The sequence below is a fragment of the Jiulongibacter sp. NS-SX5 genome, assembly GCF_052828545.1.
Map to the genome: position 1 here is coordinate 859,395 of NZ_CM128248.1, position 26,694 is coordinate 886,088.

Below are 26,694 nucleotides of genomic sequence, written 5' to 3' on the forward strand. Positions count from 1 at the left end.
ATTTTCATGAAATCCATAGCTAGACTTTTTGTCATTTTATTATGCGGTAGTCTTTTACTCTCTTGTCAAAAAATTATTGTCAATCTTTTGACGCCTTCGAAAGACTTTTCGGAAGTGACTCCCCCACCGGCACCTGACTACAGTTCAATAGAAAGCTGGGGTGTTTATCCCGAAAATCCTGGTTACGCTGAGATGATGCCTGCAGGAATAGCCAAAGATGATAGTCTTGCCAGTCAAATTGACGTCTTTTTCATTCACCCCACAGGTTATTTTAAAGGAACAACCTGGAACGAGAACATCAATTCAGAAACGGGAACCTACCGTAACACTGACATAATGATGGCAAACCTGGCAAGTATCTTTAATGAAGCACGTTTATTTGCTCCCCTATACCGACAAGCCGTAATTGCCACCTTTGTAAACATGGAAGGCGAGAATGAAAGTAAGGCCTTGGCTTTAGCCTATTCAGATGTCAAAGCTGCATTTGAGTACTACATAGAAAACGAAAATAATGGTCGCCCATTTATTCTAACCGGCCATAGCCAAGGCAGCTATCATGGTAAACTTCTTATTGATGATTTTGTCAATAATAAACCCTTAAGCGAACAGTTTGTGGCAGCTTATCTGCTGGGCACAACAGAAATAACCTACGACTGGGTAAATTCTATGAATGACATTAAGGTTTGCAATTCGCCAACCGAGACTGGGTGTGTCATCAACTACAATTCATTCGCTAGTGGAATAAAACCAGCCGAAGAGTTAGAAAATGAAGGTGTAGTCTGTGTCAATCCCTTAACATGGAAGATGAACGGAGAATTAGCAGATAAAGATCAGCATCAAGGATACGTGCCTTTAAAAGATGAAATGGATATCAAACTTTTTGGCAAAGACAAGCCCTCAGAAACTCCAATCTCCGATTTAGAGGCCCCTAAACCAAAGTTCACCTCAGCCAAGTGCGAACTAGGGGTTCTTTTGGTCGATGATCTTCAATTAGGAAACAAACTTGATGAAGGTAATTATCATGCTCAGGATATGCCCCTTTTCCATATGGACATCAGAAAGAACTACAAAGAACGGGCTACAGCCTTTCTTTCTGAGAATCCTTAAGCCTTCTTCACTTCTTCAATTACGCGTATTTGCTCTGCTACTTCCTCTGGTTTGATGATGGCTTCAGCTTTATTAAGAATTACATCGGCCAGATTATTGAACAGATACATCCAATTACCCTGAAAAGTTGTGATAGTGGCTTTCATTTCCATTCCAGCCAGATTGGTAGTTAGTTTACCATCAAACTCAGTTGGCTCTATTCCAAAACCTTGCATTCCTGGCAAATAGCCGGCTTTTAAATGATCCTCTTGCTGATCAAGTCCATATTTGATAAAGGATCCTTTTGTACCATGAATTGAATATCTAGGTTCAAAATCCTTCACCATAAGGCTTGAGCTTAGTTTAACTTTAACTTTCCCATAGTCCATGTTCATATTGAATGCATCATCAATAGAACTTCCCTCTCTTTGAGTAAAAACTTCGCCAGTAACAGATGATGGATTACCGAAAAGATATATGGCCTGATCTATTAGGTGAGCACCCAAATCATAAATGATTCCATTGGCAGGTGCCACTACTTCTTTCCAAGGTTTTGGATTCAATATAGGATTATAACGATGCCATCTGGCTTCATATGTATGAATATCACCCAAAACGCCAGACTGAATCACTCTTTGTACAGTCATAAAATCGCTATCAAAACGCCTGTTTTGATACACCATAAGCGTTTTCTCTGCCTTTTTACTGATTTTTATGAGTTCCAGAGCTTCTTCATACGTAGCTGTCATGGGTTTCTCAACTAAGACATGCTTGCCCGCCTCTAAAGATCTCTTGGCATAATCAAAATGAGTACTGGAGGGAGTACAGATTGAAATTAAATCTATTTCATCATCTGCTATTAATTCATCAATTGATGAAGCTCTCTGTGTCCCTGGAAATATATCTTGCTCAATTTCTCTTGAAGTCACGATGTTCTTCAACTTGAAATTTGGATTGATGGAGAAAAATGGTGCCTGTAACCAGCGACCTGAAAGTCCGTACCCTACGAGTCCTACAGTGATCATAATTAATCTTAAAGGTTGAATTCTGAACAAAGTTATTCTGTGTGATTGAAGTCACAAGTATTCTCAAAGAAGACTTTGAATTTTGTATACGAGAATAGAACAATCGGTTAAAATAATATTAGTCGTTAGTTTGGATGAGCCCTATTGAACTACTTATATGCAGGAATATCGAGTTTAAAAATTGAGAAAGATGAAATCAAAACTTAAGGAGGACTCTTCTTGTGAGAGTATTTCAAAGAACTCTTGCTGTGGCTCTTCTGAGCCAAAGCAAATAGAAATTCAAGCTTTAAAAGACCATTGGAATAAAAGTTATGAAACAAAAGCCTTAGAACAACTGGGTTGGTATGAAGAAAATCCTACGCCATCACTTCAGTTAATTGAGAAAACAGGCTTAAAATCAAATGCAAGAATTTTCAATGCAGGAGCTGGGGCTACTACCTTGGTAGACGAATTGCTAAAAAAAGGTTTTCAGAATATCATTATTAATGATCTTAGTTCAACAGCGATAGAATTATTGAAGAACAGATTAGGAGAAAAAGCTTCTAACTTACATTGGATTGAAGATGATTTGACAAACGCCAGAGAACTTCAAAAAATAAAAGAAATAGATCTTTGGCACGACAGAGCAGTACTACATTTTTTCCATGACCGTAAAGAACAAAAGAACTATTTCGACCTCATTAGAAATGTAGTCAAACCAGGTGGATTTGTCATTATTGCAGCTTTTAATCTGGAAGGAGCTACCTCCTGTAGCGGATTACCGGTTTTTAGATACAACGCTGAAATGATTAAGGAAAGAATAGGTGAAGACTTTGAACTTATTGAAGCCTTTGACTATACTTTCACTATGCCTAGTAAAAATACGAGGGAGTATGTCTATTCTCTTTTCAAGAGAATGCAGTAAAAAGACTACTCTTTTCAGGCAGCTTTTTCCTGAGATTTTAGATCCGTTTTAAAAACTCACTTCAATCTGATGACGGTAAATGTCTTCAATGCTTTCTCTTTCTCTAATAAGATGAGCCCTCCCATTATAAACCAAAACCTCAGCCGGTCTGACTCTTGAATTATAATTTGAAGACATGCTAAAGCAGTATGCCCCTGCATTTTTCATGGCTATGATATCACCTGGTTTAACTTTTGGTAGCTCTCTGTCTTTTCCTAAAGTATCGGTTTCGCAGATATAACCTACCACATCATACTTTTCGGTTTCCTCAGTATCTGGAGTACAATTGACGATCTCCTGAAAAGCGTCATACATCATTGGTCTGATGAGGTGATTTAAGCCACTATCTACATGAACAAAGTTTCTACCCGGATTATGCTTCACAACATTACAGGTCATCAGAAACGTACCTGATTCACTCACCAAATACTTGCCTGGCTCAAACCAAAGCTGTACTTTCTTTCCATATCTCTCCTGAAAATAAGCAAATTCCGCTACAACTTCTTTGGCCAGTTCATGAATCTCAGTGATGTGATCATCTTCATGATAAGCTACTTTAAAGCCAGATCCCATATCAATGAATTCAAGATTCGGGAAATGCTTTTCTGCCAGCTCAATAGACTTTTTCATAGCCTTCACAATCACAGAGCCATCCTTAAAGTCAGAGCCATTATGCTGATGGAGCCCCACAATTCTTAAATCATATTGATTTACCAAAGCTAAAACCTGGTCAATATATTCAATAGGGATTCCAAATTTAGAATCTGCATGTCCCGTGGAGATTTTCAGATTTCCACCTGCCATAATAGATGGGTTCAACCGAATGGCCACAGGTAATGAATTTCCGTAGGTCTCCCCTACTTTTTCTAACAGCTGAAGGCTATCAATATTCAACCTGATCCCCAAACTAACAGCCTCTTCAATCTCAGAAAAAGCCACACCAGATGGAGTATATTGAATTTGCGAAGGTTTATAGCCTACTCTTAAGGCTAGTTTAATTTCTTCAATTGATACAGCATCAATATCAACCCCATTTTTAAGCATCAATTTTACGATACTCATATTGGTCAATGCTTTACAAGCAAATTTCAATTTCACATCTACAGCACTGAAAGCCTCTTTCATAGAGTTAATTTGCGACTCTATTTTTTGACCGTCATAAACATATAATGGTGAACCAAACTGCTCTACAAGAGCCGAAACAGGCTGATTTTGAATAAAATAGGTATTCCCTTCTTTGCGTAACAAGATTTCCTTAATGTTAAATTTCGGCAAAGATATGGATTGCTGCCTTTTTCAAAACCTATATTTGAGGAATAAACGAAATCTTAATGCTTCAAAAACGACTATTTACTGCATACATTCTAACTATTTTAAGCTACTCGTCCTTTGCTCAATTATTGGCAGGGCCAATGCTTGGCTACTCCGAGATGAGGGAAGTAATGATTTGGGTACAAACCAAAGAACAGGCTGTGGTAAAGTATAATTACTGGGAGAAAGGCTCAAATGAAAAAATGAGCAGTACTCCAATAATTACACAGAAAGACAATTTTTACACCGCCAAAGTTATCTTGGATGAGGTGCTACCTGGTAAAGTTTACGAATACGAGCTTGTACTGAATGGAAAAAAACAGTCATTTGACTACCCATTGGAGTTTCAAACACAAACGCTTTGGCAATACAGAACAGACCCGCCGGCTTTCAAATTTGCTTTCGGAAGCTGTGTTTACACCAATGAGCCTGAATTTGACCGTCCGGGCAAACCTTATGGCTATACCTACGATATTTTCAATAAGATTTATGAACAGTCTCCTGACCTAATGGTATGGGGAGGTGATAATATTTACCTCAGAGAAGTGGACTGGAATACACGCAGTGGTATTTATAAGAGATATATTGACTTCAAAAGACAACCTGAACTTCAACGACTTTTTGCCAATACACATCACTATGCAACCTGGGATGACCACGATTACGGCCCAAATGATGCTGATAGAAGCTACTGGGGTAAAAAATGGGCACTAGAGGCTTTCAAGGATAACTGGGCAAATCCAAACTATATCTTTGAAGATGAAGCAGTAACCGGTACTTTTTTCTGGCAAGATGCTCAATTTTTTATTTTAGATGATCGCTGGTACCGTGCTCCTAACTATTTAAAAGAAGGTCAAAAAGATTACTTTGGGGATAAACAAATTGACTGGCTGATTGACGCACTGGCTATGAGCAGAGCACCCTTTAAGTTTGTGGTAGCTGGCGGACAAGTGATTAACCCAAGTGCTGATTTTGAGAATATGGCGACTTTCCCGGAGGAAAGACAAAAGCTTATTGACAGAATTACGGCCAATAATATCAGTGGAGTAGTTTTTCTGACAGGTGACAGACATCACTCTGCCCTAAGAAAACTGGATAGAGAAGGTACATATCCTTTATATGACATCACCATTTCTGCACTAACAAGCGGTATGGCAAAGCCAATGGATCATGAGCGAGAGACTCCTGACCTGATCAAAGGAACTATCGTTGAAGACCTTCAAAATTTTGGGATTTTTGAAGTTAGTGGGCCAAGAACAGATCGTGAGTTAAAAATCAAGGTAATCGATAATACTGGTAAAGAACGCTGGGATTACTCTATCAACGCCAGGGACCTCAGAAAACCTAGAAATTAGAACTTTCTTAGCTTGCAACTCGTAGATAAAACAAAAAAGAATCTATGATAAGAACACTAATAATACTTCTGGTAGTAGCTATATCAGGCTGTAATTCTAATGCTCAGAAGTCTACAGTAAGCGAACATGAGGACTGTGATATTGAGAAAGTAGTCAAAACAGATGCAGAATGGAAAGCTCAATTAACTGACCTTCAGTATCGAGTGACTCGCCAGGAAGGAACAGAAAGAGCATTCACCGGAATTTATTGGGACAACAAAAAGAAAGGTACCTACACATGTATAGGCTGTGGTCTTCCTTTGTTTGACTCAGAAACGAAATTTAAATCAGGGACGGGCTGGCCTTCTTACTGGGCACCAATAGACCCATGTAATGTCAAAATCAACAAAGATTATTCTTTAGGCATGGTAAGAGAAGAAGTGGTTTGTGCTCGTTGTGATGCTCATTTAGGGCATGTTTTCAATGATGGACCCAAACCAACCGGACTCAGATATTGCATGAATTCGGCAAGTTTAGACTTTGTTAAGAATTAGATCTTTAAGCCATAAAACTGAGGGTAGATGTAATTCTACCCTCTTTTTGTTTACAGTCATTTTTTTAAGCAGATTTAATTCTAATTTTGCTTCAAACGTATAAATCACAAATGGATAAAAACATAGAATTTCTTTACAAATACCTTAATAATGCTTCACCTACGGGTTTTGAATACCCAGGTCAGCAGATTTGGTTAGATTATATTAAACCTTTCATAGATGAGACCATCATTGACCCATATGGTACTGCCGTTGGAGTGATTAATCCAGGAAAAGATTACAGCGTGGCTATTGAAGCTCATGCTGATGAAATTGCGTGGTTTGTGAACTACATCACTCCTGAGGGTTATATCTACGTTATTAGAAACGGAGGTTCAGATCATCAGATAGCTCCTTCAATGCGAGTAAACCTTCATACTCGTAAAAATGGCGTGGTTAAAGGGGTGTTTGGTTGGCCGGCTATTCACGTGAGAAGCAGAACTAAAGAAGCTGCTCCTTCTCTAGATAATATCTTCATAGACGTTGGAGCCAGCTCAGCCGACGAAGTGAAAGAAATGGGGATTACTGTAGGTACGGTAGTGACTTTTGAGGATGGTTTAACAGAACTTAACGGAAAATACTACACCGGCAGAGCTCTTGATAACAGAATGGGCGGGTATATCATCGCGGAGGTGGCTCGTAAACTCAAAGAAAATAAGGTAGAGCTTCCGTTTACGCTGTATGTGGTGAATGCTGTTCAGGAAGAAATAGGTCTGAGAGGTGCCGAAATGATCTCAAGAAGACTGAAGCCAGATGTGGCAATCATTACTGACGTAACACATGATACACAATCTCCGATGTACGATAAAAAGAAGTCTGGAGATACATCTTGTGGCAAAGGCCCTGCATTGACTTATGGTCCGGCAGTTCAAAATAACCTTTTGCACTTTATCATGGATACGGCTGAAGAAAAATCAATTCCGGTACAGTTACAGGCAGCCAGCAGATCTACAGGAACTGACACAGATGCATTTGCTTACTCTGCAGATGGTGTTCCTTCAGCATTGATCTCTTTGCCATTGAAATATATGCATACGACGGTAGAGACCTGTGCAAAAGAAGATGTACAGTCGTGTATCGACTTATATTATGAAGTGCTCCAAAAGCTAGAAAGCGGACAGGACTTCAGATACATCAAATAAGAAAACTATAGCGAGAATTTTGGGCGGCTTCTGAAAAGGAGCCGCTTTTTTTATTGATATGTGCTAAATGCAAAGATCAAAATATTCGCTCCCATCTGAAGAGCTTTTTGTCTGACAGATTCGGGGTCGCCATATACACTTTGATCCTCCCAACCATTGCCTAAATCAGACTCAAAACTGAAAAAACAGACCATTCTTCCTTCATGAAATAAACCAAAACCTTGTGGCGGCTTATTATCGTGTTCATGAATTTTAGGCAGTCCATTGGCAAACTCGTATCGCTGGTGGTAAATAGGGTGAGAAAAAGGTAATTCTACAAAATTGGCCTCTGGCAAAACCTTCTTCATTTCTCGTTCAATGAATTTTCTCAAGCCATAATTATCATCTACATGAAGGAATCCGCCAGCTAATAAGTATTTTCTCAAGTTAGCAGCTTCACTTTCTGTGAAAACCACATTTCCATGACCTGTCATGTATAAAAATGGATACTGGAATAACTCAGGACTACCTACTTCTACAATATCCTCTTCGGGAAAAATATTAGTCAGCAGATTCTTATTGCAGTAATCAATGAGGTTCGGTAATGCTGTTTTATTGGCATACCAGTCTCCCCCTCCACCATATTTTAGTTTGGCTATTTTTATAGAATACCCTTGAGAATAAGAGCTAAAACTGATAAGTGCGAGAATTAGTAAACCTAAGAGTTTCTTCATTTTGGCTTATATTAAATTCATTAAAGTCACGGCCACCAAGCCCGCCGTCTCTGTTCTTAAACGACTTTCACCCAAGCTAACTTGCTTAAAACCTGCATCAAATGCCAATTTTAGTTCCTCTTCAGTAAAATCCCCTTCAGGACCTACTAAGAAGCATACATCGTTTTCTAGGTTTTCCTTTGCTAGTGGTACAGAAGATTCATCCAAATGGCAAATGTACTTCTGAGCCTCGTTTACTGAATCAATGAAATCGCCCAAAGACTGTAAATCATTGATAGTAGGTAAAAAAGACTTCAAAGACTGTTTCATTGCTGAAATAGCCACTCGTTCTATTCTATCCGTTTTGATGACTTTCCTTTCAGAATTGGTTGTTTGAATAAAACTGATCTCATCAATACCGATTTCTGTAGCCTTTTCAACCAAATAGGTCATTCGGTCGATGTTTTTAGTTGGAGCTATAACCAGGTGTACTCTACGCTCGGCACGTGCAGTTTGATGCTGTTCCGAAAGAACTTTGAGCTTTACTTTTTTAGGATGATGATCAATAATTTCACATTCAAAAAGCCCTCCGGCACCATCGGTTACCCAAATAACATCACCATTAGACTTTCTTAACACCTTGGCACAGTGTTTAGAATCTACCTCGTCAAGATGACCCTTTTCCCTAAAGTCTTTTTGGTAAAACAGCTGCATTTAAGCTTCTTCTTTGAAACTGAATAGATTAGTGTCTGGCTTGAATTGACCTGAATTAAAGTCTTTGATAAACTTCTCAATAACTTTCGGTGTGATCTCTTCAACATTGAGTGCAACTTCAAGCCCAATGCCAAATTCGAAATCAGTATCAATCTCAATAAATTCTGAGACCTTTAATGCATCTTCTTCTTCAATCTCCTCAATAAACTCCTGTACCAGCTCATCAATCTCAGGTTTAGCCTTATAACCCGGATTTCGCTCTCCAATTGGCAAAAAACCTTTATGTAGTTTAGCTACCTTTTGCTCCGCCATTTCCAGAAGCTGGCTTTGATAATGCAGTTCTAAAGTGAAAAGTGCAGCATCGTATATGACCTCATTGTCATCCGCCTTCCCAACAAATTGAAACTGAACATATTCACCACTATCGGTTAGGTCCATTTCATCTTCTACCAGAACATAATTTTGCCCTTCCGCTTCAATTTCTTGTTTCAGTTTATCGATTTCTACTTGGTCGTACCCTGGATTTTTACTCATGAACTGCTTTTTATGATGTGCAAACTTACGCTTATTTCCAATAATTAGGCTTTTGATCCTAGCCTTTTAAGACTTGAAGAACTTTATGGCTTTCAGGGACAATTTCTATCTTTGAAGTTCAATAAACTTGAAAACCCTATATGAGAGAACGCATTCAGTTCTTGTTTATCTATTTCGGATTCTGGGTCGTGTATTTTTTATGTGCCCGATTCGTTTTCCTGGTTTATCATATAGATCAAACGAAATTACTAACGTTGGAAACACTAGCGGGAGTTTTCTGGAATGGAATCAGAATGGATATGTCTATGGCGGGCTACCTGTCCATCATTCCTTTTATCTGGATTACGTTTTCAAACTTCATCAAAAAAAGCATTTTTGAGAGCAGTCTTTTCGGTTACACTTTGGTCATGGTTTTCGTTCTCACGTTAATCATTGTTGTTGACCTGGAGGTCTTCAATGTATGGGACTACCGACTAGATGCTACTCCTCTGAATTACTTAAATACCCCGAAGGAGGCCTGGGCCTCTGTTAGTTCGTCGCCTGTTTTGAGATTATTGATTAGCTATATTTTATTGCTAATTGTGGCTAGTTATTTCGTGTACAGGATTATCGCAAATAAGATGAATAGCTGGAATTTTACGAAGAAATGGCGATTCATACCGTGGGCTTTCTTATTGACCCTCGCTCTAATCATTCCAATAAGAGGGGGTATCGGGATAGCCCCGATGAACCAAAGTACGGTGTACTTTTCTAGTAATAACTTTGCAAATATCTCAGCTGTCAATGCTTGTTGGAACTTCTTTAGCTCACTGGTCAATAAGACCTATAATAAGGTTAACCCATATACTTATCTTCCTAAAGAGGAAATAGAAAAAAACCTTAACGAGCTTTATCTGGAGCAAGGGAAGAAATACAATATCCTCAAGCCGGAGGTTGAAAATCCGAATGTACTTGTACTAATCTGGGAAAGCTTCACAGAAAAGGTGGTAGACGAGAAGTTCGATGGTAAATACGTTACTCCTTACTTCAACAGACTTAAAAAAGAGGGCGTTTACTTTTCAAATGCCTACGCCTCTGGAGACAGAACAGATAAAGGCATTGTCTCTGTTTTGAGCGGTTACCCAGCTCAACCGACCTACTCCATTATTAAAGAACCCTCAAAAACTCAGAAACTTCCTATTCTCTCGAAGGACTTTCAGAATAGAGGATACAACTCTGAATTCTATTATGGAGGAGAAACAGAGTTTGCTAATATCAAATCTTATCTCCTAACCGCAGATTTTGAGAATATCATTGACCTTGATAATTTCTCTGAAGAACAGTCAGACACTAAATGGGGCGTTCATGATGAGCTCATCTTTGATAAATTCCTTGCTGACCATCAGTCTGCCCGAAAAAGCCCATTTTTCAGTACACTTTTAACCATAAGCAGTCATGAGCCTTTTGATGTACCCTTAGACTCCACCATTTTTGAAGGTTCAGATGAACAAAATTTATACCTCAATTCATTGTATTACACTGATCAGGAATTCGGTAGATTTATAGACTCAGCCAAAACACAACCATGGTGGCAAAACTCTATTGTGATCGTTGTAGGAGATCACGGACATCGATTACCGGAAACCAATTCCAAATCTGAGTCATTTAGAATTCCTCTGTTATGGACCGGTGGAGCGGTAAAAAATAGTACAGTTGTCGATGATGTAGTATCTCAGAATGATATTGCTAAGTCTTTACTAAATATTCTTCAAATGAATTCACAAGCATATCAATGGAGCAAAGATATGTTTAGAACCATATTACCTTCATGGGCCTTTTTCTCTTTCAATGACGGCTTTGGATACGTAAAAAATGACATCGAAATATTATTTGATAATATTGGCAAAAAGGAAATTAATATTTCGGGCAATGTCTCAAACGACGACCTGAATAAATCAAAATCTTTACAACAAAAGTATTTTCAAGACTACTTAGATAAGTAAAATGAGGCCGTTTATTCAACTTGCCAATAGACAATTGCACTATTTCAATAATATAGAATAAAAATCTACCAAAAAGCCATTTAGGACAATTATGTATGGAAGATTAATATATATTTGCTATCAAATTTTAGGATAATCAATTTTATTAATACGTAAACATCATCATGGCAAAAGCAAAACTTGAGTACATTTGGCTTGATGGCTATAAGCCTGTTCAAAGCCTAAGAAGCAAAACAAAAATTGAAAATGATTTTAGCGGTAAGCTGGAAGATTGTGACATCTGGTCTTTTGACGGATCGTCTACAGAGCAAGCCTCTGGTGGTTCTTCTGACTGTCAGCTAAAACCTGTATTTATTTGTCCGGATCCTGAGCGTTCTAAGCTAGGAACTCCAGCATATTTTGTAATGTGTGAAGTTCTGGATGCAGCGGGTAACGCTCACGAATCAAACGGTCGTGCTACTATCGATGATGATGATAACGATTTCTGGTTTGGTTTTGAGCAGGAGTACTTCCTATATGATCCTGAAACAAACCTTCCACTAGGTTTCCCGGCTAACGGATACCCAAGACCACAAGGACCTTACTACTGTTCTGTAGGAGCGAGAAACGCTTACGGTAGAGAGATCATTGAAGAGCATTTAGAGTACTGTATCCAGGCTGGCTTAAACATTGAAGGTATCAACGCTGAGGTAGCTGCTGGCCAGTGGGAATTCCAAATTTTCGCTAAAGGTGCTGCAGAAGCTGGTGACCAAATCTGGGTTGCTCGTTACATGTTGGAAAGAATTTGTGAGAAATACGGTGTATGGGTGAACTACCACTGTAAGCCACTTGGTGAAACTGACTGGAACGGTTCTGGAATGCACGCTAACTTCTCTAACACTGCACTTAGAACTGCTGGTAACAAAGAAGTTTACGACAAAATCTGTCAGTCTTTTGAGCCATTCGTTAAAGAGCACATCGCTGTTTACGGTCCAGATAACCACCTACGTCTAACTGGTCAGCATGAGACTCAGTCTATCGATCAGTTCTCTTACGGTGTGTCTGATAGAGGTGCTTCTATCCGTATTCCAATCGCAGCTGTACAGAAAGGCTGGAAAGGTTGGTTAGAAGACAGAAGACCAAACTCAGCGGCAGATCCTTATAAAGTAGCTGCTCGTATCATCAAAACTGTAAAAACTGCAGACGTTTAAGAAACACTGCATTTGATATAGAGAAAGCCTTCACAATTCTGTGAAGGCTTTTTTATTGCCCCACATTCGATTGATTTTTAGTAACTTTGCAGCCTGTATGAGCAAGAAAGTCGCATTTTATACACTTGGCTGTAAATTGAACTATTCTGAGACTTCTACTATAGGTAGAATGTTTCAGGACAAGGGATATCAGAAGGTAGAGTTCAATGAAGCTCCTGATATTTTTATTATCAATACCTGTTCGGTTACCGATAATGCTGACAAAAAGTGTAGAAAAATAGTCAGAGAGGCTCAGGCGATCAATCCGAATGGTTTTGTAACTATCCTTGGATGCTATGCTCAGCTAAAACCAAAGGAAATCGCTGAAATACCAGGAGTAGATGCGGTTTTAGGAGCTGCAGAAAAATTCAGACTTCTTGACCTCATTGACGATTTTAAGAAAGAACCTGTTGAAAAACCAGCCGAGGAGAAGGTTTACGCCGGCAGTATTGAGCAGAAACTAGACTACCACACCTCCTACTCTTTAAATGACCGTACACGTACTTTTCTGAAAGTACAAGACGGCTGCGATTACCCATGTACTTATTGTACTATTCCGTTAGCAAGAGGAAAGAGTCGTTCAGATACTATTGAGAATATTATTAAAGCCGCAGAGGAGATTGCTGAGCAAGGAGTAAAGGAAATAGTTCTGACCGGAGTTAATATTGGTGACTTTGGCCTTATCAATGGAGAAAGAAAAACCCGTTTCCTTGATTTATGCATGGCCTTGGATCAAGTAGAAGGTATTGAAAGGTTTAGAATTTCGAGTATTGAGCCTAACCTTTTGAGTAATGATATTATTGAATTCGTAGCTCAATCTAAACGCTTTGTACCCCATTTTCATATTCCTCTACAAAGCGGCAGTCCTGAGGTGCTTCGTCTAATGAAAAGACGATATAAGCGAGATCTTTATATTGATCGTGTCAATAAAATCAAAGAAGTCATGCCCGATTGCTGTATTGGGGTTGATGTTATTGTGGGTCATCCTGGAGAAACAGAAGACCGCTTTCTGGAGACATACCAATTTTTAAATGAGCTTGACATAAGCTATCTACATGTTTTTAGCTACTCAGAAAGGCCGAATACAGAAGCGGTAGATATACACCCTAAAGTGAGTAAGAAAGACAAGAGTACTCGCTCTAAAATGCTTCATATCTTGTCTGATAAGAAGAAAAGAGCATTTTATGATTCTCAGTTAGGGCGAGAAAAAAATGTATTGTGGGAAGAGGACATCTCAGAAGGCAAAATGCATGGCTGGACCGAAAACTATGTGCGAGTAAGTGCCAAATATGATCCTTTGAGAATCAACACCACTATGATGATTACCCTCGAAGAGTTTAATGAAAATGGTGCCATTGAAGTAAAAGAGGTTGACGAAGTTCTAAGTCATACCCTCATGCATCAGTAAATTTCTATCCCCCCCGTAAAGTAAGAAACTACTCCCCAGGTGGAGAGTAGTTTACTTTTTTTTGAGTACAACAAAACCACAATTAATTGTGCTTTTGTCAAACACCTAACCTTTACCTAACAAAATTTTCGTTTGAGATATTACTCAAACTCAATATTTTATAATTAACTTATTCAAATCGTTAACAGAAGTAAATGTAAGGTATTAGATGACTTCTAACCTAATCTGAAGTAGACAAACCGATCAATTACTTGGTTTTTCTAAGTAGTTTATTGAAATAATACAAAAAAAGCGAAAAGTTTATTATTCTGACAATATCTAGTTTGGCAATATTTACATCTGATTTATCCAATAAAAAAGCCCCGAATAATCGGGGCTTTTTCTATTTTCAAAATGTTGAAATTTTAACCTTCTGCGTGTAGCCAGGCTTTTTTAGCCAGAAGTGTTTCCTGATCTTCTTCATTATCCGGATCTGGTACACAACAGTCTACCGGACATACAGCGGCACACTGCGGTTCTTCATGAAAACCTTCACATTCGGTACATTTATCTGAAACGATATAATAGAATTCGTCTGAAACCGGTTCCTGATCGTCATTAGCATCTATTACGGTTCCATCACCGAAATCAACCTCTTTTAGTTCTGTTCCATCTGCCCAGGTCCATTCTACTCCTCCCTCATATATAGCTGTGTTTGGGCACTCTGGCTCGCAGGCTCCACAGTTGATACATTCGTCTGTTATAATAATTGCCATTAGTCTACTGGTCTTGTTGGTTGTTCAAAGAAACAACAAATATAAGACTGCAAAGTTTCAAAGGCTTAGTATTTTTGAGCCGTAGATCAAAAAAGGAAAAGAGACGCCGAAATAATGACATTAGAGCACAGAATAATTCAATTTAGTAAGCTTGGATCTTATTTATTAGCTCCTGAAAACCAAGATGAGATTAAATCATGGGCCAGAAGGGCCAAGAACGAAAACGGCTGGTTTACAGAAGATAATGTAGAGCTTTCAATACATGCTATAGCCTCACAATTTCTTCAAAAAGATGCTCTTGAGAAACTCGCCGATGGTGTTGACATTACCGAACCTAAGAAGATCGGAATTGTAGCTGCTGGCAACATCCCATTGGTTGGCTTTCATGATGTGCTTTGCGTTTTATTGTCTGGTCATGAGGCTCTTTTAAAACTGAGTAGCAATGATAAAATTTTGATGATCAGCTTATTAAGTAAGTTGACTGAAATTGAACCATCATTTAAAGAAAAGTTACACATCGTTGAAAGGATAAAAGACGCGGACGCATACATCGCTACAGGAAGTGATAATTCTTCCAGATATTTCGACTATTATTTTGGTCAAAAACCGAGCATTATTCGTAAAAACAGGACTTCAATTGCTATTTTGAACGGTAATGAGAGTGGTGAAGATCTCCGAAATCTTGGAAATGATATCTTCAGGTATTTTGGATTAGGCTGCCGCAACGTCTCTAAGGTTTTCGTACCGAAAGATTATAAGTTTGAACCTCTTTTTGAGTCTATTGAATATTGGAATACCATCCAACTTCATCATAAGTACAATAATAACTACGACTATAATAAGTCAATCTATCTGGTAAATAGAGACCATCATTATGACAATGGGTTTCTACTTTTAAAAGAGGATCCAAACCTGGTAAGCCCATTGGCAGTTTTGTTTTATGAAACATACACTGACCAAAATGAACTAAATGATAAGATTGCAGAGCTTGAGGGTAAAATTCAATGTATCGTAGGGAGCGGTCATCTAAACTTTGGTGAAAGCCAAACTCCTGGCATTATGGATTTTGCTGATGGAGTAAATACGATGGACTTCCTAGCAAAACTCTAATCTCTTTTAAAGTTTTTGATGTAGTCTGGTGTATCCGGTTCACCTTTAAAGAAATCGTCCGATTTATCTACCGAGAGAGCCCAACGGTCTATCCAGGAAATGCCATAGCGGCCAAACTTTGTAACTGGAGTTTGATACGAAGGATCTTTGAGAACTTCTTCGGCACTTACAAACTCATAGCCATGCTTGATAAACACATGACCCAATTTTGCCATGTAATCGGCATTCAAGAGACTGGCATGTATGAGTAACGTTTGAGGAATTTGTCTACCAAAGAGCTTTTGAGACTGTTGCTCATAAAAGAGAACTTTCTCCTCCATATAATCAATATAGTCCTCTCCTATTCTATGAGCCATTTCTGTATCTCCCTTTTGAACGCTGTAGTGATATGCTACGGCAAAGAGGTAGTCGGCGTTATCAATCGTTACGGGTAGTACCTCATATCCATGAGATGTCAAAAACTGATCAAGAGAATCAGCCAAACTTTTTCGCTCGCCTACATGAAGGTATGGATGTCTGAAATACTTCATTTCTTTGCCGTAATGGGCCAAGAGCTCTTTAGTAACCTTTTCACCTTTTATGATCTCCTCTGTATAAATTGTTAGAGGAGTAGAATTGATATCCTTGTGTTTGTAAGTGTGATTCCCTAAATCAAGGCCAGCTTCCAGCCAAATCTCCAAACACTCTTTCTGGTACGGTTTGATATTTTTTCCCGCCTTATCATACAGTTTAAACTCATTTACAAAACCAATAGCGGGGTTATTTAATTCTTGTAGACTTTTGACCAGTCTTCTGGTAACATCGAGATGAAATTCGGGACTTTTATCACCGTAACTAACTACCGGTAAATCATCTATACTAAAGCACACTTTCTTTTGCTGTGCAAAAAGAGGACATGACAAAAGAAAAGCGAATACCAGTAAATTCAATTTCATGGATCGGCTGAGTTTGTTTTGAGTTAGGTTAAGGAAACGGAGCTTTTTCAAGATTATTTTCAGGTTTTAAAATAAAAAAGTCCCGACGAATACATCGGGACTTCTTAAATAGAGTGCCTCAAATTACATCGGTTTGAAAATCAAATCCCTGTAATCTTCAGTTGAACTTTTAATCACTTCACCGGCATGTTCTTTACCATATTCAAAAGCGATTTCACACTTTTTAGGCTCATCCGGTAAATTTTTGTACGTTAAGAAGTAATGCTTTAAACGCTCAACTACGTCACGTGGCATGTCTTTCAGGTCTTGATATTCGCCATAAATATGGTCACCTACCAGTACCGCTATAATTTTATCATCTGCCTCCAAATCATCTACCAAACACAATCCTCCAATAGGTCTGGCTTGAAGCAATATATCACCATGAGGAATATTGTGAGAAGACAACACACAAATATCCAGAGGGTCACCATCACCTATTTTTACTTTATCAGCACCATTTTCCAATGCCAAATCTGCAACTCTTCTACCACAATAGGTCTGAGGAATAAACCCATACAATGAAGGTACTATATTGGAGTATTTCTGTGGACGGTCAATTTTCAAATAACCTGTGTCCTTATCAACCTCATATTTGATGGTATCAGAAGGAACAATCTCTATAAATGTATTTACTATCTCCGGAACCTGATCTCCGATGGAGATACCGTGCCATGGGTGGGCCTTGTAGACGGGTTTCATTATTAATTTTTTTAATTATTTCGCAAAGGTACAAACCACGCCTTCATTCGCTATAAATCAATCCATTTTTTAAGAATAAAAGGCAGCCCAGGCAAAAGAATAGGTCATCATACTGAAGGGCTTTTTCAATTGTTCTCCTTCTAAATCACCTTCGATACAGTTCCCGAAAATATCCCAGATATTACCTTTAGCATCTTCAAATAATAATTCTGGCTCGGTGCCAAGCAATGACTTACGAAAAACTATTTCTTCTCCGGAAGTGGTTTTGGCATGATATGCCATCAGATAATTGTCTTTTCCTGAACCAAAAATGAAAATCTCTTCTCCACCAATGGTTCTGGTGATCTGTCCATTCAATTGACCAAAAACATCAAACCTCACGAAATCAGTCTCCTCACCTACTTTAATTCCAAGGATTCTTTCTTTAAGAGGAATATCAGGAAAAGTGCGAGTGACTTCAAAAGCAAGTGAGTCGCTATTCTGTATGTATTCCTCATATGGAGATATTTCATAATCAGGTTGTATTTCTACCTCAGGAATGCCTAAAACAAAACTATTCGGATACCATTTTTTCCAATTGGCCCAGTTAGTTTCTATAATTTGATAGAATGTAGTTTCAGTATCCTTCAAATCACCTTGAACAGGCCTTTGGAGCATCTGCGACCAATTAGAATTGGTGAGCTCATCATAGAGAATGGCATTGGAATTATAGACCAAGCCGCTGTGCCTGAAATTGGTTTCAATATTGGCAAGATTTCTCTCAAAAAGTACTGCAGAACCCGATAAGGGTGAATAAGTTATAGCAAAGGCGAAATCTTCAATTTTATCATTGACGATCTCGTGGTAATCTAAAATCTTGTGTGGATATGCCACTACTGTATTCCCGTACTTTAATCCTATAACCAAGTCACTATCTTCTAGGTAGTTCGCAGAAGCGGTGGTTATTTTTACCGGCTCATCCAGACTGATAATTCCATTTCTTCCGGTGCCGGCATCTTTGATTAAACCCACCGGTATATTCCAGTTCTCCGCTTCTTCGGGAGTTGGTAACTCTACTTCTGGTGTTATAGCGGTAATCGTTTCTTTATTGCAGCTTGAGATTAAGCCCACAATAAGAAAGCAGCAAATTAGGTATCTCTTCATTCAGTTTTATAGATATTTCTTAAACTCGTTTTGCACATTGATTATTTTATCAATAAGCATGAAGCTTAAGGCAAAAACCAGGCAAATTTTGAGAAAACGATTGAAAAGATTTAACGAGTAGGCATTTGATTGATCCAATCTCGAAGCAGTTGAACGCTTTCTTCATGAACAGTTTTGCGGCCCAGCTCTGGCATCATAATTCCCGGGTCAGTAGAGCTGATGCGTTTAATCAGAATGGAAGCGTCTGCATCTCCCGGGACGATATCATATTTCAAATCGCCCGATGCCCGACCCGTGGCCACCGGAGATTTTAAAATGCCAAGGCTGGTTTCATCTGTATTGTGAATATCCAAAAACAGGCCTGAAGTATTGGCAGGACCCTCTAATCGATGACAATGAGCACAATTGATATCTAGCCAGGCTCGGGCTCTGGATTCCAGTGAGACATCTTCATTCTGCCAATCAGAAATTTCGGGATACACCCCACTTTTAGGCAAATTGTGAACTAAGCCAACCTTGAGCCAAAAATCTAGCTGATTTCCTTCATTATATTTTACTCTGGCTTCAGGTTCTAAATAAGAAGGCATTTCCAACAGACTATTTAACTGTCTTGCAGATGGGCCGATTGGGCTCAGGTTCTCGTTCCTGTTATGACAGCCTTTACATTGGTTTACATTCGGAACAGCGTAGGCATGCTTCTTTTTCTTTCCTTCCAGATTGATATACTTTACCTCAGTAGTTTCACCTGCCACCTCTAAGAAAGCATCCGTTTGCTCTTCATTCCAGACATAAGGGTATGCTTTCCATCCTTTTTCTTTATGAATAAGCACCCTGGTTTCTATCAATCTTCGACCTTTTTGAGGTTTTCTAAAATCTACAGGATAATAAAAGGTTTTGATCAACGCACTCCCTCTAGGAAAATCAAAAACTTCTTTCGGATTGTATTCTGCTTTTTTGCCGTCAGGCAAATAGACAAATCTTAATTTTTCTGCGTAATCTGTAAACAGAGGAGTTTTGAGAGAATATGGTTTTACGTCTTTACCTGGTATTTGCTTGGCTATCGCACCTTCAAAGAAGCCGTAGTCAGAAAGCTTCATTTTTGGCATAGATTGCGGTTCAGCAAAACTTGCCAGCCACCATAGAAAAAAATAAATCGTAAGCATTATTGAAAAATACCTGTTTCTACGCCATCAATACTTCTCTGATTCTTTTCGGCCCAATAGTCTTTTATACCCTCCTGACCTTTTCCAGAAGACCATTTATTCAGGACATCGCGTTCTTCCTTAAAATCCATGAATGGTACGGCAAAACCACAGGAGGTCTGAACAGTTTCTACCTTAACTATGAATATTTGTCGGGCTCCCGGGTCCTCCTCAAAATGAGCATTATAATGATCAAAATCTTTATCTCTTACATGAAGAACCTGGGCTGATCCATAACATCTTAAGATGAGCGGTTTCCCCTCAAAAGCACACCACATGAGCGTAATGCGATTTAAATGAGCTAAATGAGTGGCTGTTTCATTGCCGCTACCTGTCAGATTCCTCCATACTATTGTTTCCCCGTCGAGTACCCGAAGGCTATCTCTTCCTTTTGGAGAAACATTCACACGACCATCAGCCATAGCCGTTCCTGTGAAAAAAACAGGCTGCTTCTCAATGAATTCCTTTAATTCCGTGCTTATCTCTGGGACTATTTTCGCCATAAGTCAATTAATATTCTAATCATAAGCTTTATCCACCCCGTGTGCCATACCCGCAAAAGCAAAGTAAGATAAGAGGGCAGAAATTGTAAGATTGGTTAAGTTCTCCTCCTTCGGCAAGATATAAAAGTTAAGGTAGTTCACAATGATCAAGAAAGCTGTGAACAATACCATAAATATGAGGCCATATTTCTTCGTCGGTTTGTTTTTTAAGACATAGACCAAAACGCAGATAATCAGTAAAGTAACTTCTAAACCGAATGCGATATTTTTGAAATTCCAAAGGCCAAATCCAACCTTTGGATCACCGAACACTAATGGTAAATCGGGCGTATGTACTAACAGGTCTACAAACCAATGGGATAATACACCTAAAGCAATAATCACCGCAATAGACTTCTTGTCTTCAGATTTCTTTACAAAGAATCGGCTATATACCCAGCCAAAAAGTACAGCCCAAATAAGTGATGCCACTAAACCATGCGTATATGGCATATGATGCATATCGAAATTATTGACTTCAGTAAATCCATCCACAAAGCGTAGGTGTTCAATACCTAACATTGTAAAAGGAAAGAACAAAATATCGACGAACTGAGTAGCAATAAAGAGTGCTCCCAGAGACACTTTAGGCTCTTTAGATTTTAAAAGAAATGCAGGGGCATAGTGACCAACAAACATAGCTTTACTTATTTTTCACAGCCGATCAACTCTCGACTTACATTCTCAAAATTATTTTCGACGTCCAGATTGACAAAAGACTCATTCACATTGTCTTCAACACATAATACCCAGGTCTTATCATCAGGATTCCTGATACCATCCCAATGAATAAATGGAACATCTTTACCAAATTTCAAGACCAATCGATACATTTTACCAAATCGACCTTTACCCGTGGTTTTTTGAGCCTTTCTTTCAAATTCATTGTCATGAATCGATATCTTTTTCGGATATGGGTCGTATTCATCGTCATTGATGGGGTTCTCAGTGGTGAAATAGCTGATAACTCCAATTCCAAGAGTTCTGTTATTTCTAATTAGGTTGTCATAAACTTCAACATCTGAAGTAGCCAAAATTAAAACACCGGTACCCGGAGGTACCTTACCGACGATATTACCTTTTGGGGCAAAATTCTTATAATTATTGGCCTCAATGTGGTTATCAAAGACTTTCACATTACCGCCTTTTTTCTGTACCAGATCAGGGAGGTCAAACACCAAAATTCCTCCTGTATTGCCAATGGCAGTATTATCAAATACTTCGGCATTGAGAGAGTTTTCGATTTCTATCCCGGCAACATTCTCCCTTGCAATGCTCTCTTTAACAATAATGTTTTTAGACTGACCAACATAAATACCCGCATCTGAAGCTCCTCTGGCTATACAGCCTTCAATATGAACTCCTTTACACATAACAGGATATAAGCCATATGCACCATTGCTAGCTTTAGGCTTCCCTTCCCAAGAGGTTTCTACTCTCAAAAATTTCACGTCCTTTACATTCATGGCTTTTACAGCGTCGCCAGAAGCATTGAGCACAGAAAGATCCTGAAGGGTTACATTCTTCATGTTTGAGATCCTAATACCTTCGGCACCATCTGTCTGATCTTTAAAATCCAATACGGTTTTACCAATTCCGGCACCCTTGATGATGATGTTCTTCTTACCTTCAATAGATAGCGTACTTGAAATCTCAAATCTGCCTTCCCGAATTTCAATTTCGTCACCATCTTCTGCCAGAATAAACTTGGTTTGAATTTCCTTTTGAATGGCCGATTGAGCTGTAACGATAGAACTAGCCAAGAGGAGACAGAAAAAAGAAGAATAGCGTATTAATCTCATAGTTAAGGTGTTTTAAGCAATCTAGGATTTTTATGATGATTTTAGGTTGAGATCCAATAAAAAAACTGAAATTGTACACCAACCACTAAAATTTCAATTCTTGGCGAGAACTGAAATTTTGCCTTTAACCTATGAAAAGACCTTTAGCCCTACTTCTATTTCTTATGCCCGTCATTTCTATGGCTCAAACCAGCATAAGAGGAAATATCACCGATATTACCACCAAAGAGCCTTTACAGGGAGCCACTATACTTTTAGATGGTAAAACAGATGGATCAGGTGTTCTGAGTGATGCACAGGGACGTTTTGAAATAGCAAATGTGCCCGCAGGACGTCATTTTATAAGAGTCACCTTTTTGGGCTATGAACCCACCGAAACAGAGACGTTTCTACATCAGAGTTCCAAAGAGTCATACTTTGAAATCAAACTTAGTGAAGGAAGTATTCAAGGCAATGAGGTCATTGTAACCGCCAATAAAAATGCTTTTGAGCCTTTAAATGAGCTATCGGTAGTCAGTACCAGGTCTTTTACTTCAGAAGAAACAGAACGTATACCCGCTGGTATAAATGACCCGGGAAGAGTGGTTCTCTCCTACCCGGGTGTCACCATTGGGGCTGATGATAATGAAAATCAAATCATTGTAAGAGGTAATTCGCCTGTGGGTATTTTATGGAGACTTGAGGGTATTGACATCCCAAATCCAAATCATTTCGCGGTCATTGGTTCATCAGGTGGGGGTATTACCGTTTTTTCTGCTCAGCTCCTCGCAAAATCAGATTTCAATACCGGGGGATTTGCCGCTGAATATGGCAATGCACTAAGCGGTGCCTTTGATATTCACTTCAGGCCAGGGAATTTCTATAAAAGAGAGCATCGGGTAAAAATTGGTTTGTTAGGACTTGATTTTGCTACCGAAGGCCCATTAAAAAATGAGCGATCTTCATATTTAATTAATTACCGATATTCTACTTTAGGTTTACTCTCGGCCATAGGTTTCAATTTTGTTGGTGAGCGAGTGACCAATGAATTCCAAGATTTAAGCTTCAACCTAACGTTCAAGTCAAAAAATCAGAAATCTGTAACCACCGTTTTCGGGATGGGAGGCCTTAGTGAAGAAAACTATCAACCAGTAGATATTCCTGAAGAACGAGATTTGACGATTTCCAATCATTCTGAAGATAGAGTAAGACCGGCCAATATGACAGCCATGGGTGTTACCAATACGTTTAGAATTAATTCAAAAGGTTATCTGAAAACTGTAGTCGCTCTTATGGCTAGTGATATTAAAGTCATGAATGATACGCTGAGCTTGACCAATGAAAGATTCAGATACGAAACCCAAAACTTTACAGACAAAAGGATTGCTTCATCTATAACCTTAAACCAGAAATTCAGCAGTAATTTCCTGTTCAAAAGTGGAATCATCGCCAACTTTATCAACTTTGACTTTCTAAAAGAAAAGACTCCCAGAACTAATGTATCGGATATCAATGAGCTCCAGACCGAGGTTTCTGTTGCTGGTAGTGGAAGAACAAGCACGATACAACATTATTCGCAATTCAGTTATCTCAAAAATAAATGGCGATTGAATGCAGGCTACCATTTCTTAAGACTAAACCTGAATAACAAATTCTCCATAGAGCCTAGAGCATCTTTGCAGTTTACGCCTACGGCAAGCCAGAAGATTAGTTTCAGCTATGGACTGCATAGCCAAATACCTCCAATGATGAATTACTTTTATCAGAACTCTGAGGGCGAATTGGTCAATAATGACCTGGAATTAATGAAGACCAGACATTTAGTTTTGGCGTATCACTTGTATACAAAAAACCGTATGCGATTAAGCCTTGAAGCCTATCACCAAAAACTATTCAATATCCCTGCATCACCATTACCGGAGTCTATTTACTGGATGCTGAATGCTGGTGGTAATTTTCCAGAGTTTAGTGTAGTCAGTGAAGGCGGTGGAATGAACAAAGGAGTAGACTTAGCCTTAGAAAAAACCTTTAGTCAGGGCTATTACTTTTTACTGAATGGGTCTGTTTTTGATGCCAAATATTCAATGCCCGATGGTCGCACATTCAATTCAAGATTTAACTCCCGCTATAGTTCAGCATTGACATTAGGCAAAGAATTCTATTTCAAAAAAGGTCGTATTCTTCAGATAGGTGGACGTTACCTTTTTAAAGGTGGTTTCAGATATACACCACCAGATTTGACTGAAACACGTGAACGTGGGTACTATTTCAATGATATTTCCAGGGCATATGAAGGACAAGTAGGGCCATATAAGAGACTGGACGGAAGAATGTCCTACACATATAATGGGAATAAGGTCGCAGGTAAAATTAACCTTGACATTCAAAATGTACTGAATACCAGAAACCCAAGCAGCCTTGGTTATAACTTCAACACAAATGAAACCTACCTCATTTATAGAGGTGCCGGTTTTACACCAGTTTTAAGTTTTCAATGGGATTTTTAGTCAATCATTATCGGCCATTGACACAGTTTTTTGAACCATCTGCACAGTTCATTTTGTCACTGACAAAAGTTTAAAGTTTTAGTGATAGGTCTTAGTTAGTTTTGCCCAAACTATTTATGGCCATGAAAAAGACTTTTATTCTATTCATTTCAGCTCTGTTTCTATCAATACTCTCCTGTAATAAGAGTTCTGATCCTTCACCAACTGATAGCGGAGTAGATATTGAATATCAGGAAAACGCACTTATCCTAGAAGAATCCTCTTCTGATCCTGTTATAGCGATAGATACCACAAATCAGGTGTACACATTTGCAGGCAGTAGCTTTAGCTCCGAGCCTATGGCAGGACAGACCATTTTGGTCCCAGGAAAGCACATGCGGAAAGTGGTTTCAGTTTCAAAAAGTGGAGATAACTATGACATAAAAACTGAAGATGCCATTCTAACCGATGTTATAAAGGAAGGTGAAATCAGTTGGGACGTTGCCCCCGAGTGGGATCAGGCTAGTGCCATTGTCATTGATGGCCAAATAGAAGTACCTATAGCCAAACTAAGAAGAAAGGGGCCTATTGAAGTTAAATATAGCTCAGGTGGTATTGACCATTCTATCAAAATAGAACCACAGGCCGTTGACGGAAAAATCAATTCATGTAAGTTTACTTTTGTTATGGCCAAGAAAGTAGGTGGATCGGCTACAGCGGCTTTTACAGCCGAAGGCACTGTTAAATTACCTACTCAACAAACCCAAATTGGAATCTCAGGTGGTAAACTCTCCACTTTCAAATCTGATAATAAAGGAATCACAGCAGATTTAAAGCTTTCATTAAGTGCCGCTGGCACCAAATCTGGTTCGCACAGTTTTAAACTCCCCGAGGTAGCACTAAAAATTCCTATTCGCTTCATTCCAACACCATCGGGACCTGTACCTCTTCCTATTCCGGTTTCTATTGATATCGGTATTCAGTTTGTAACGCAGTTAACTATGCCGGATGTTAATTCTTCGGCTACTGCAAGTAGTGAAGTCTCTCTTTCTGCCGACGCAGGTTTTGAGTACAAAGGCTCTAGCGTTTCCACTTCTGGTAGTATAGGTAAAAACAATTTTAAAGACGGAACTTTTGACTCTGCAGCTTTTATTGGATCTCCCGTAGATATCCAGTTTGGAGTGGCCTTCCCACGCGTTGGACTCAATATTGCAGGCCAGGAAGTGGCCTATATTCATACAGGATTCACCACCGGAAGTAGCCTGGAATGGGGGCCGCTGTGTAAAAAAGGCTATGTCAAAATGGTAGTAGAAGGTGGTTATGAATTAAAGGTACTCGGACAAACCCTCGCCAAGGATAAAGAGACTTTTGCAGAGCAACGTAAAGAGGCTGCACAGGATGGATGTTCTTAATCCCGGCCAATTTTTTGTTAAAAATTGTACCCTTGACTTTGCATTTCTATTTTCTTTTCGTCTTAATTCGCACTTAGAAATTAAAATGTTAAAGTTATGAGTCAGACCTCTGGAAAACCTCGCGTTATTAAGGATTTTGACAAACTTGAAGAAAGAATTCAAGAGCAAATCAAATTAAACTACCCCTATGGTTTTGCTGAATCTTTGATCAGATTCACGAATAAAGATGGGTTGTATGTTTCTGCCTTACCATTTGAAACAGATGAAAAGTACTATTTGGTAAGAATGACTGTAGAACGTGCAGAGGAGATTATTGAAGACGATGACGATTTCGATGAAGATGGAAATCTGCGTGATGACGTTAAAGAGGACTATAATGATAAGTACGGCGACCTCGATTATATCAATTCAGATGATGACGAGGAAGAAACCGACTCCTACAGCAAAGATAAGCCGGAGCCAGATGATGATGAAGACGACGACTAATTGGTCTAATAATTGTTTTGATTAACAATAGAATAACAAGAATGCAACAATCTCGTTAAACTTTGTGACATCTAATCAATGTTTGATAAACAACCAATTATTCATCTG

The 26,694-nt window shown here is 38.8% G+C and carries 25 protein-coding genes; 12 read left to right on the forward strand and 13 right to left on the reverse strand.

Annotated elements, in window-relative coordinates; genetic code table 11:
* The first annotated feature begins 6 nt into the window (after positions 1–6).
* Positions 7–1,107, forward strand: coding sequence for a DUF3089 domain-containing protein (locus ACUXV0_RS03860; RefSeq protein WP_446191746.1), 1,101 nt, complete (start codon positions 7–9; stop codon positions 1,105–1,107).
* On the opposite strand, the gene ACUXV0_RS03865 is transcribed toward ACUXV0_RS03860, so the two are convergent.
* Positions 1,104–2,111: a Gfo/Idh/MocA family oxidoreductase gene (locus ACUXV0_RS03865; RefSeq protein WP_446191747.1), complete on the reverse strand. Its 1,008-nt coding sequence runs from the start codon at positions 2,109–2,111 to the stop codon at positions 1,104–1,106. The two genes, ACUXV0_RS03860 and ACUXV0_RS03865, sit on opposite strands and share 4 nt — an antisense overlap.
* Before the next feature lie 190 nt (positions 2,112–2,301).
* Here ACUXV0_RS03865 and ACUXV0_RS03870 point away from each other — a divergent pair, with 190 nt between their 5' ends.
* Positions 2,302–3,015 carry a class I SAM-dependent methyltransferase gene (locus ACUXV0_RS03870; protein WP_446191748.1) on the forward strand — a complete coding sequence of 238 codons (714 nt, stop codon included), beginning with the start codon at positions 2,302–2,304 and terminating at the stop codon, positions 3,013–3,015.
* Between the two features lie 48 nt (positions 3,016–3,063).
* Here ACUXV0_RS03870 and lysA read toward each other — a convergent pair whose 3' ends face one another.
* Positions 3,064–4,302, reverse strand: a complete 1,239-nt coding sequence (lysA, locus tag ACUXV0_RS03875; RefSeq protein ID WP_446191749.1) for a diaminopimelate decarboxylase — start codon at positions 4,300–4,302, stop codon at positions 3,064–3,066.
* An 83-nt stretch (positions 4,303–4,385) separates the two neighbouring features.
* On the opposite strand from lysA, the gene ACUXV0_RS03880 reads away from it, so the two are divergent.
* From ACUXV0_RS03880 to ACUXV0_RS03890, 3 genes are all read left to right on the forward strand, one after another.
* Positions 4,386–5,720, forward strand: a complete 1,335-nt coding sequence (locus ACUXV0_RS03880; protein WP_446191750.1) for an alkaline phosphatase D family protein — start codon at positions 4,386–4,388, stop codon at positions 5,718–5,720.
* Between the two features lie 44 nt (positions 5,721–5,764).
* Positions 5,765–6,253: a peptide-methionine (R)-S-oxide reductase MsrB gene (msrB, locus tag ACUXV0_RS03885; RefSeq protein WP_446191751.1), complete on the forward strand. Its 489-nt coding sequence runs from the start codon at positions 5,765–5,767 to the stop codon at positions 6,251–6,253.
* A 110-nt stretch (positions 6,254–6,363) separates the two neighbouring features.
* Positions 6,364–7,434 carry a M42 family metallopeptidase gene (locus ACUXV0_RS03890; protein ID WP_446191752.1) on the forward strand — a complete coding sequence of 357 codons (1,071 nt, stop codon included), beginning with the start codon at positions 6,364–6,366 and terminating at the stop codon, positions 7,432–7,434.
* 50 nt (positions 7,435–7,484) lie between these two features.
* Here ACUXV0_RS03890 and ACUXV0_RS03895 read toward each other — a convergent pair whose 3' ends face one another.
* From ACUXV0_RS03895 to ACUXV0_RS03905, 3 genes are read right to left on the reverse strand one after another with little or no spacing between them, the layout of a single operon-like run.
* The gene (locus ACUXV0_RS03895) at positions 7,485–8,147 is read right to left on the reverse strand and encodes a DUF4159 domain-containing protein (RefSeq protein ID WP_446191753.1); all 663 of its coding nucleotides are present in this window, start codon (positions 8,145–8,147) and stop codon (positions 7,485–7,487) included.
* Between the two features lie 6 nt (positions 8,148–8,153).
* Positions 8,154–8,840, reverse strand: a complete 687-nt coding sequence (locus tag ACUXV0_RS03900; protein WP_446191754.1) for a 16S rRNA (uracil(1498)-N(3))-methyltransferase — start codon at positions 8,838–8,840, stop codon at positions 8,154–8,156.
* Entirely contained in the window at positions 8,841–9,374 is a 534-nt protein-coding gene (locus ACUXV0_RS03905; RefSeq protein WP_446191755.1) for a hypothetical protein, read from the reverse strand.
* A 140-nt stretch (positions 9,375–9,514) separates the two neighbouring features.
* Here ACUXV0_RS03905 and ACUXV0_RS03910 point away from each other — a divergent pair, with 140 nt between their 5' ends.
* The 3 genes from ACUXV0_RS03910 to mtaB all read left to right on the forward strand — a co-directional run bounded on the left by ACUXV0_RS03910 (position 9,515) and on the right by mtaB (position 13,993).
* Positions 9,515–11,356, forward strand: coding sequence for an LTA synthase family protein (locus tag ACUXV0_RS03910; RefSeq protein ID WP_446191756.1), 1,842 nt, complete (start codon positions 9,515–9,517; stop codon positions 11,354–11,356).
* 164 nt (positions 11,357–11,520) lie between these two features.
* On the forward strand, positions 11,521–12,546 hold the full coding sequence (locus tag ACUXV0_RS03915; protein ID WP_446191757.1) for a glutamine synthetase beta-grasp domain-containing protein: 1,026 nt from the start codon (positions 11,521–11,523) through the stop codon (positions 12,544–12,546).
* A gap of 97 nt (positions 12,547–12,643) precedes the next feature.
* Positions 12,644–13,993: a tRNA (N(6)-L-threonylcarbamoyladenosine(37)-C(2))-methylthiotransferase MtaB gene (gene mtaB / locus ACUXV0_RS03920; RefSeq protein ID WP_446191758.1), complete on the forward strand. Its 1,350-nt coding sequence runs from the start codon at positions 12,644–12,646 to the stop codon at positions 13,991–13,993.
* A 404-nt stretch (positions 13,994–14,397) separates the two neighbouring features.
* On the opposite strand, the gene ACUXV0_RS03925 is transcribed toward mtaB, so the two are convergent.
* On the reverse strand, positions 14,398–14,748 hold the full coding sequence (locus ACUXV0_RS03925) for a 4Fe-4S dicluster domain-containing protein (RefSeq protein ID WP_446191759.1): 351 nt from the start codon (positions 14,746–14,748) through the stop codon (positions 14,398–14,400).
* Positions 14,749–14,862: 114 nt separating this feature from the next.
* Here ACUXV0_RS03925 and ACUXV0_RS03930 point away from each other — a divergent pair, with 114 nt between their 5' ends.
* The gene (locus tag ACUXV0_RS03930; RefSeq protein ID WP_446191760.1) at positions 14,863–15,858 is read left to right on the forward strand and encodes an acyl-CoA reductase; all 996 of its coding nucleotides are present in this window, start codon (positions 14,863–14,865) and stop codon (positions 15,856–15,858) included.
* On the opposite strand, the gene ACUXV0_RS03935 is transcribed toward ACUXV0_RS03930, so the two are convergent.
* The 7 genes from ACUXV0_RS03935 to ACUXV0_RS03965 form a co-directional block, all read right to left on the reverse strand.
* On the reverse strand, positions 15,855–16,793 hold the full coding sequence (locus ACUXV0_RS03935; protein WP_446191761.1) for a polysaccharide deacetylase family protein: 939 nt from the start codon (positions 16,791–16,793) through the stop codon (positions 15,855–15,857). The genes ACUXV0_RS03930 and ACUXV0_RS03935 overlap by 4 nt on opposite strands.
* 123 nt (positions 16,794–16,916) lie before the next feature.
* On the reverse strand, positions 16,917–17,534 hold the full coding sequence (locus ACUXV0_RS03940; protein WP_446191762.1) for an inorganic pyrophosphatase: 618 nt from the start codon (positions 17,532–17,534) through the stop codon (positions 16,917–16,919).
* 69 nt (positions 17,535–17,603) lie between these two features.
* Positions 17,604–18,677 (reverse strand): DUF3179 domain-containing (seleno)protein, encoded by a 1,074-nt coding sequence (locus ACUXV0_RS03945; protein WP_446191763.1) that lies wholly within the window; start codon positions 18,675–18,677, stop codon positions 17,604–17,606.
* A gap of 110 nt (positions 18,678–18,787) precedes the next feature.
* Entirely contained in the window at positions 18,788–19,783 is a 996-nt protein-coding gene (locus ACUXV0_RS03950; RefSeq protein WP_446191764.1) for an SO2930 family diheme c-type cytochrome, read from the reverse strand.
* A gap of 56 nt (positions 19,784–19,839) precedes the next feature.
* Positions 19,840–20,382: a pyridoxamine 5'-phosphate oxidase family protein gene (locus ACUXV0_RS03955; protein ID WP_446191765.1), complete on the reverse strand. Its 543-nt coding sequence runs from the start codon at positions 20,380–20,382 to the stop codon at positions 19,840–19,842.
* A 15-nt stretch (positions 20,383–20,397) separates the two neighbouring features.
* On the reverse strand, positions 20,398–21,060 hold the full coding sequence (locus ACUXV0_RS03960; protein ID WP_446191766.1) for a hypothetical protein: 663 nt from the start codon (positions 21,058–21,060) through the stop codon (positions 20,398–20,400).
* A gap of 8 nt (positions 21,061–21,068) precedes the next feature.
* The gene (locus tag ACUXV0_RS03965) at positions 21,069–22,223 is read right to left on the reverse strand and encodes a parallel beta-helix domain-containing protein (protein ID WP_446191767.1); all 1,155 of its coding nucleotides are present in this window, start codon (positions 22,221–22,223) and stop codon (positions 21,069–21,071) included.
* A 131-nt stretch (positions 22,224–22,354) separates the two neighbouring features.
* On the opposite strand from ACUXV0_RS03965, the gene ACUXV0_RS03970 reads away from it, so the two are divergent.
* From ACUXV0_RS03970 to ACUXV0_RS03980, 3 genes are all read left to right on the forward strand, one after another.
* The gene (locus tag ACUXV0_RS03970; protein ID WP_446191768.1) at positions 22,355–24,709 is read left to right on the forward strand and encodes a carboxypeptidase-like regulatory domain-containing protein; all 2,355 of its coding nucleotides are present in this window, start codon (positions 22,355–22,357) and stop codon (positions 24,707–24,709) included.
* Between the two features lie 122 nt (positions 24,710–24,831).
* A complete protein-coding gene (locus tag ACUXV0_RS03975; protein ID WP_446191769.1) occupies positions 24,832–26,100 on the forward strand; it encodes a hypothetical protein in 1,269 nt (422 codons plus the stop codon).
* 96 nt (positions 26,101–26,196) lie between these two features.
* Positions 26,197–26,586, forward strand: coding sequence for a hypothetical protein (locus ACUXV0_RS03980; protein WP_446191770.1), 390 nt, complete (start codon positions 26,197–26,199; stop codon positions 26,584–26,586).
* Positions 26,587–26,694: the final 108 nt, after the last annotated feature.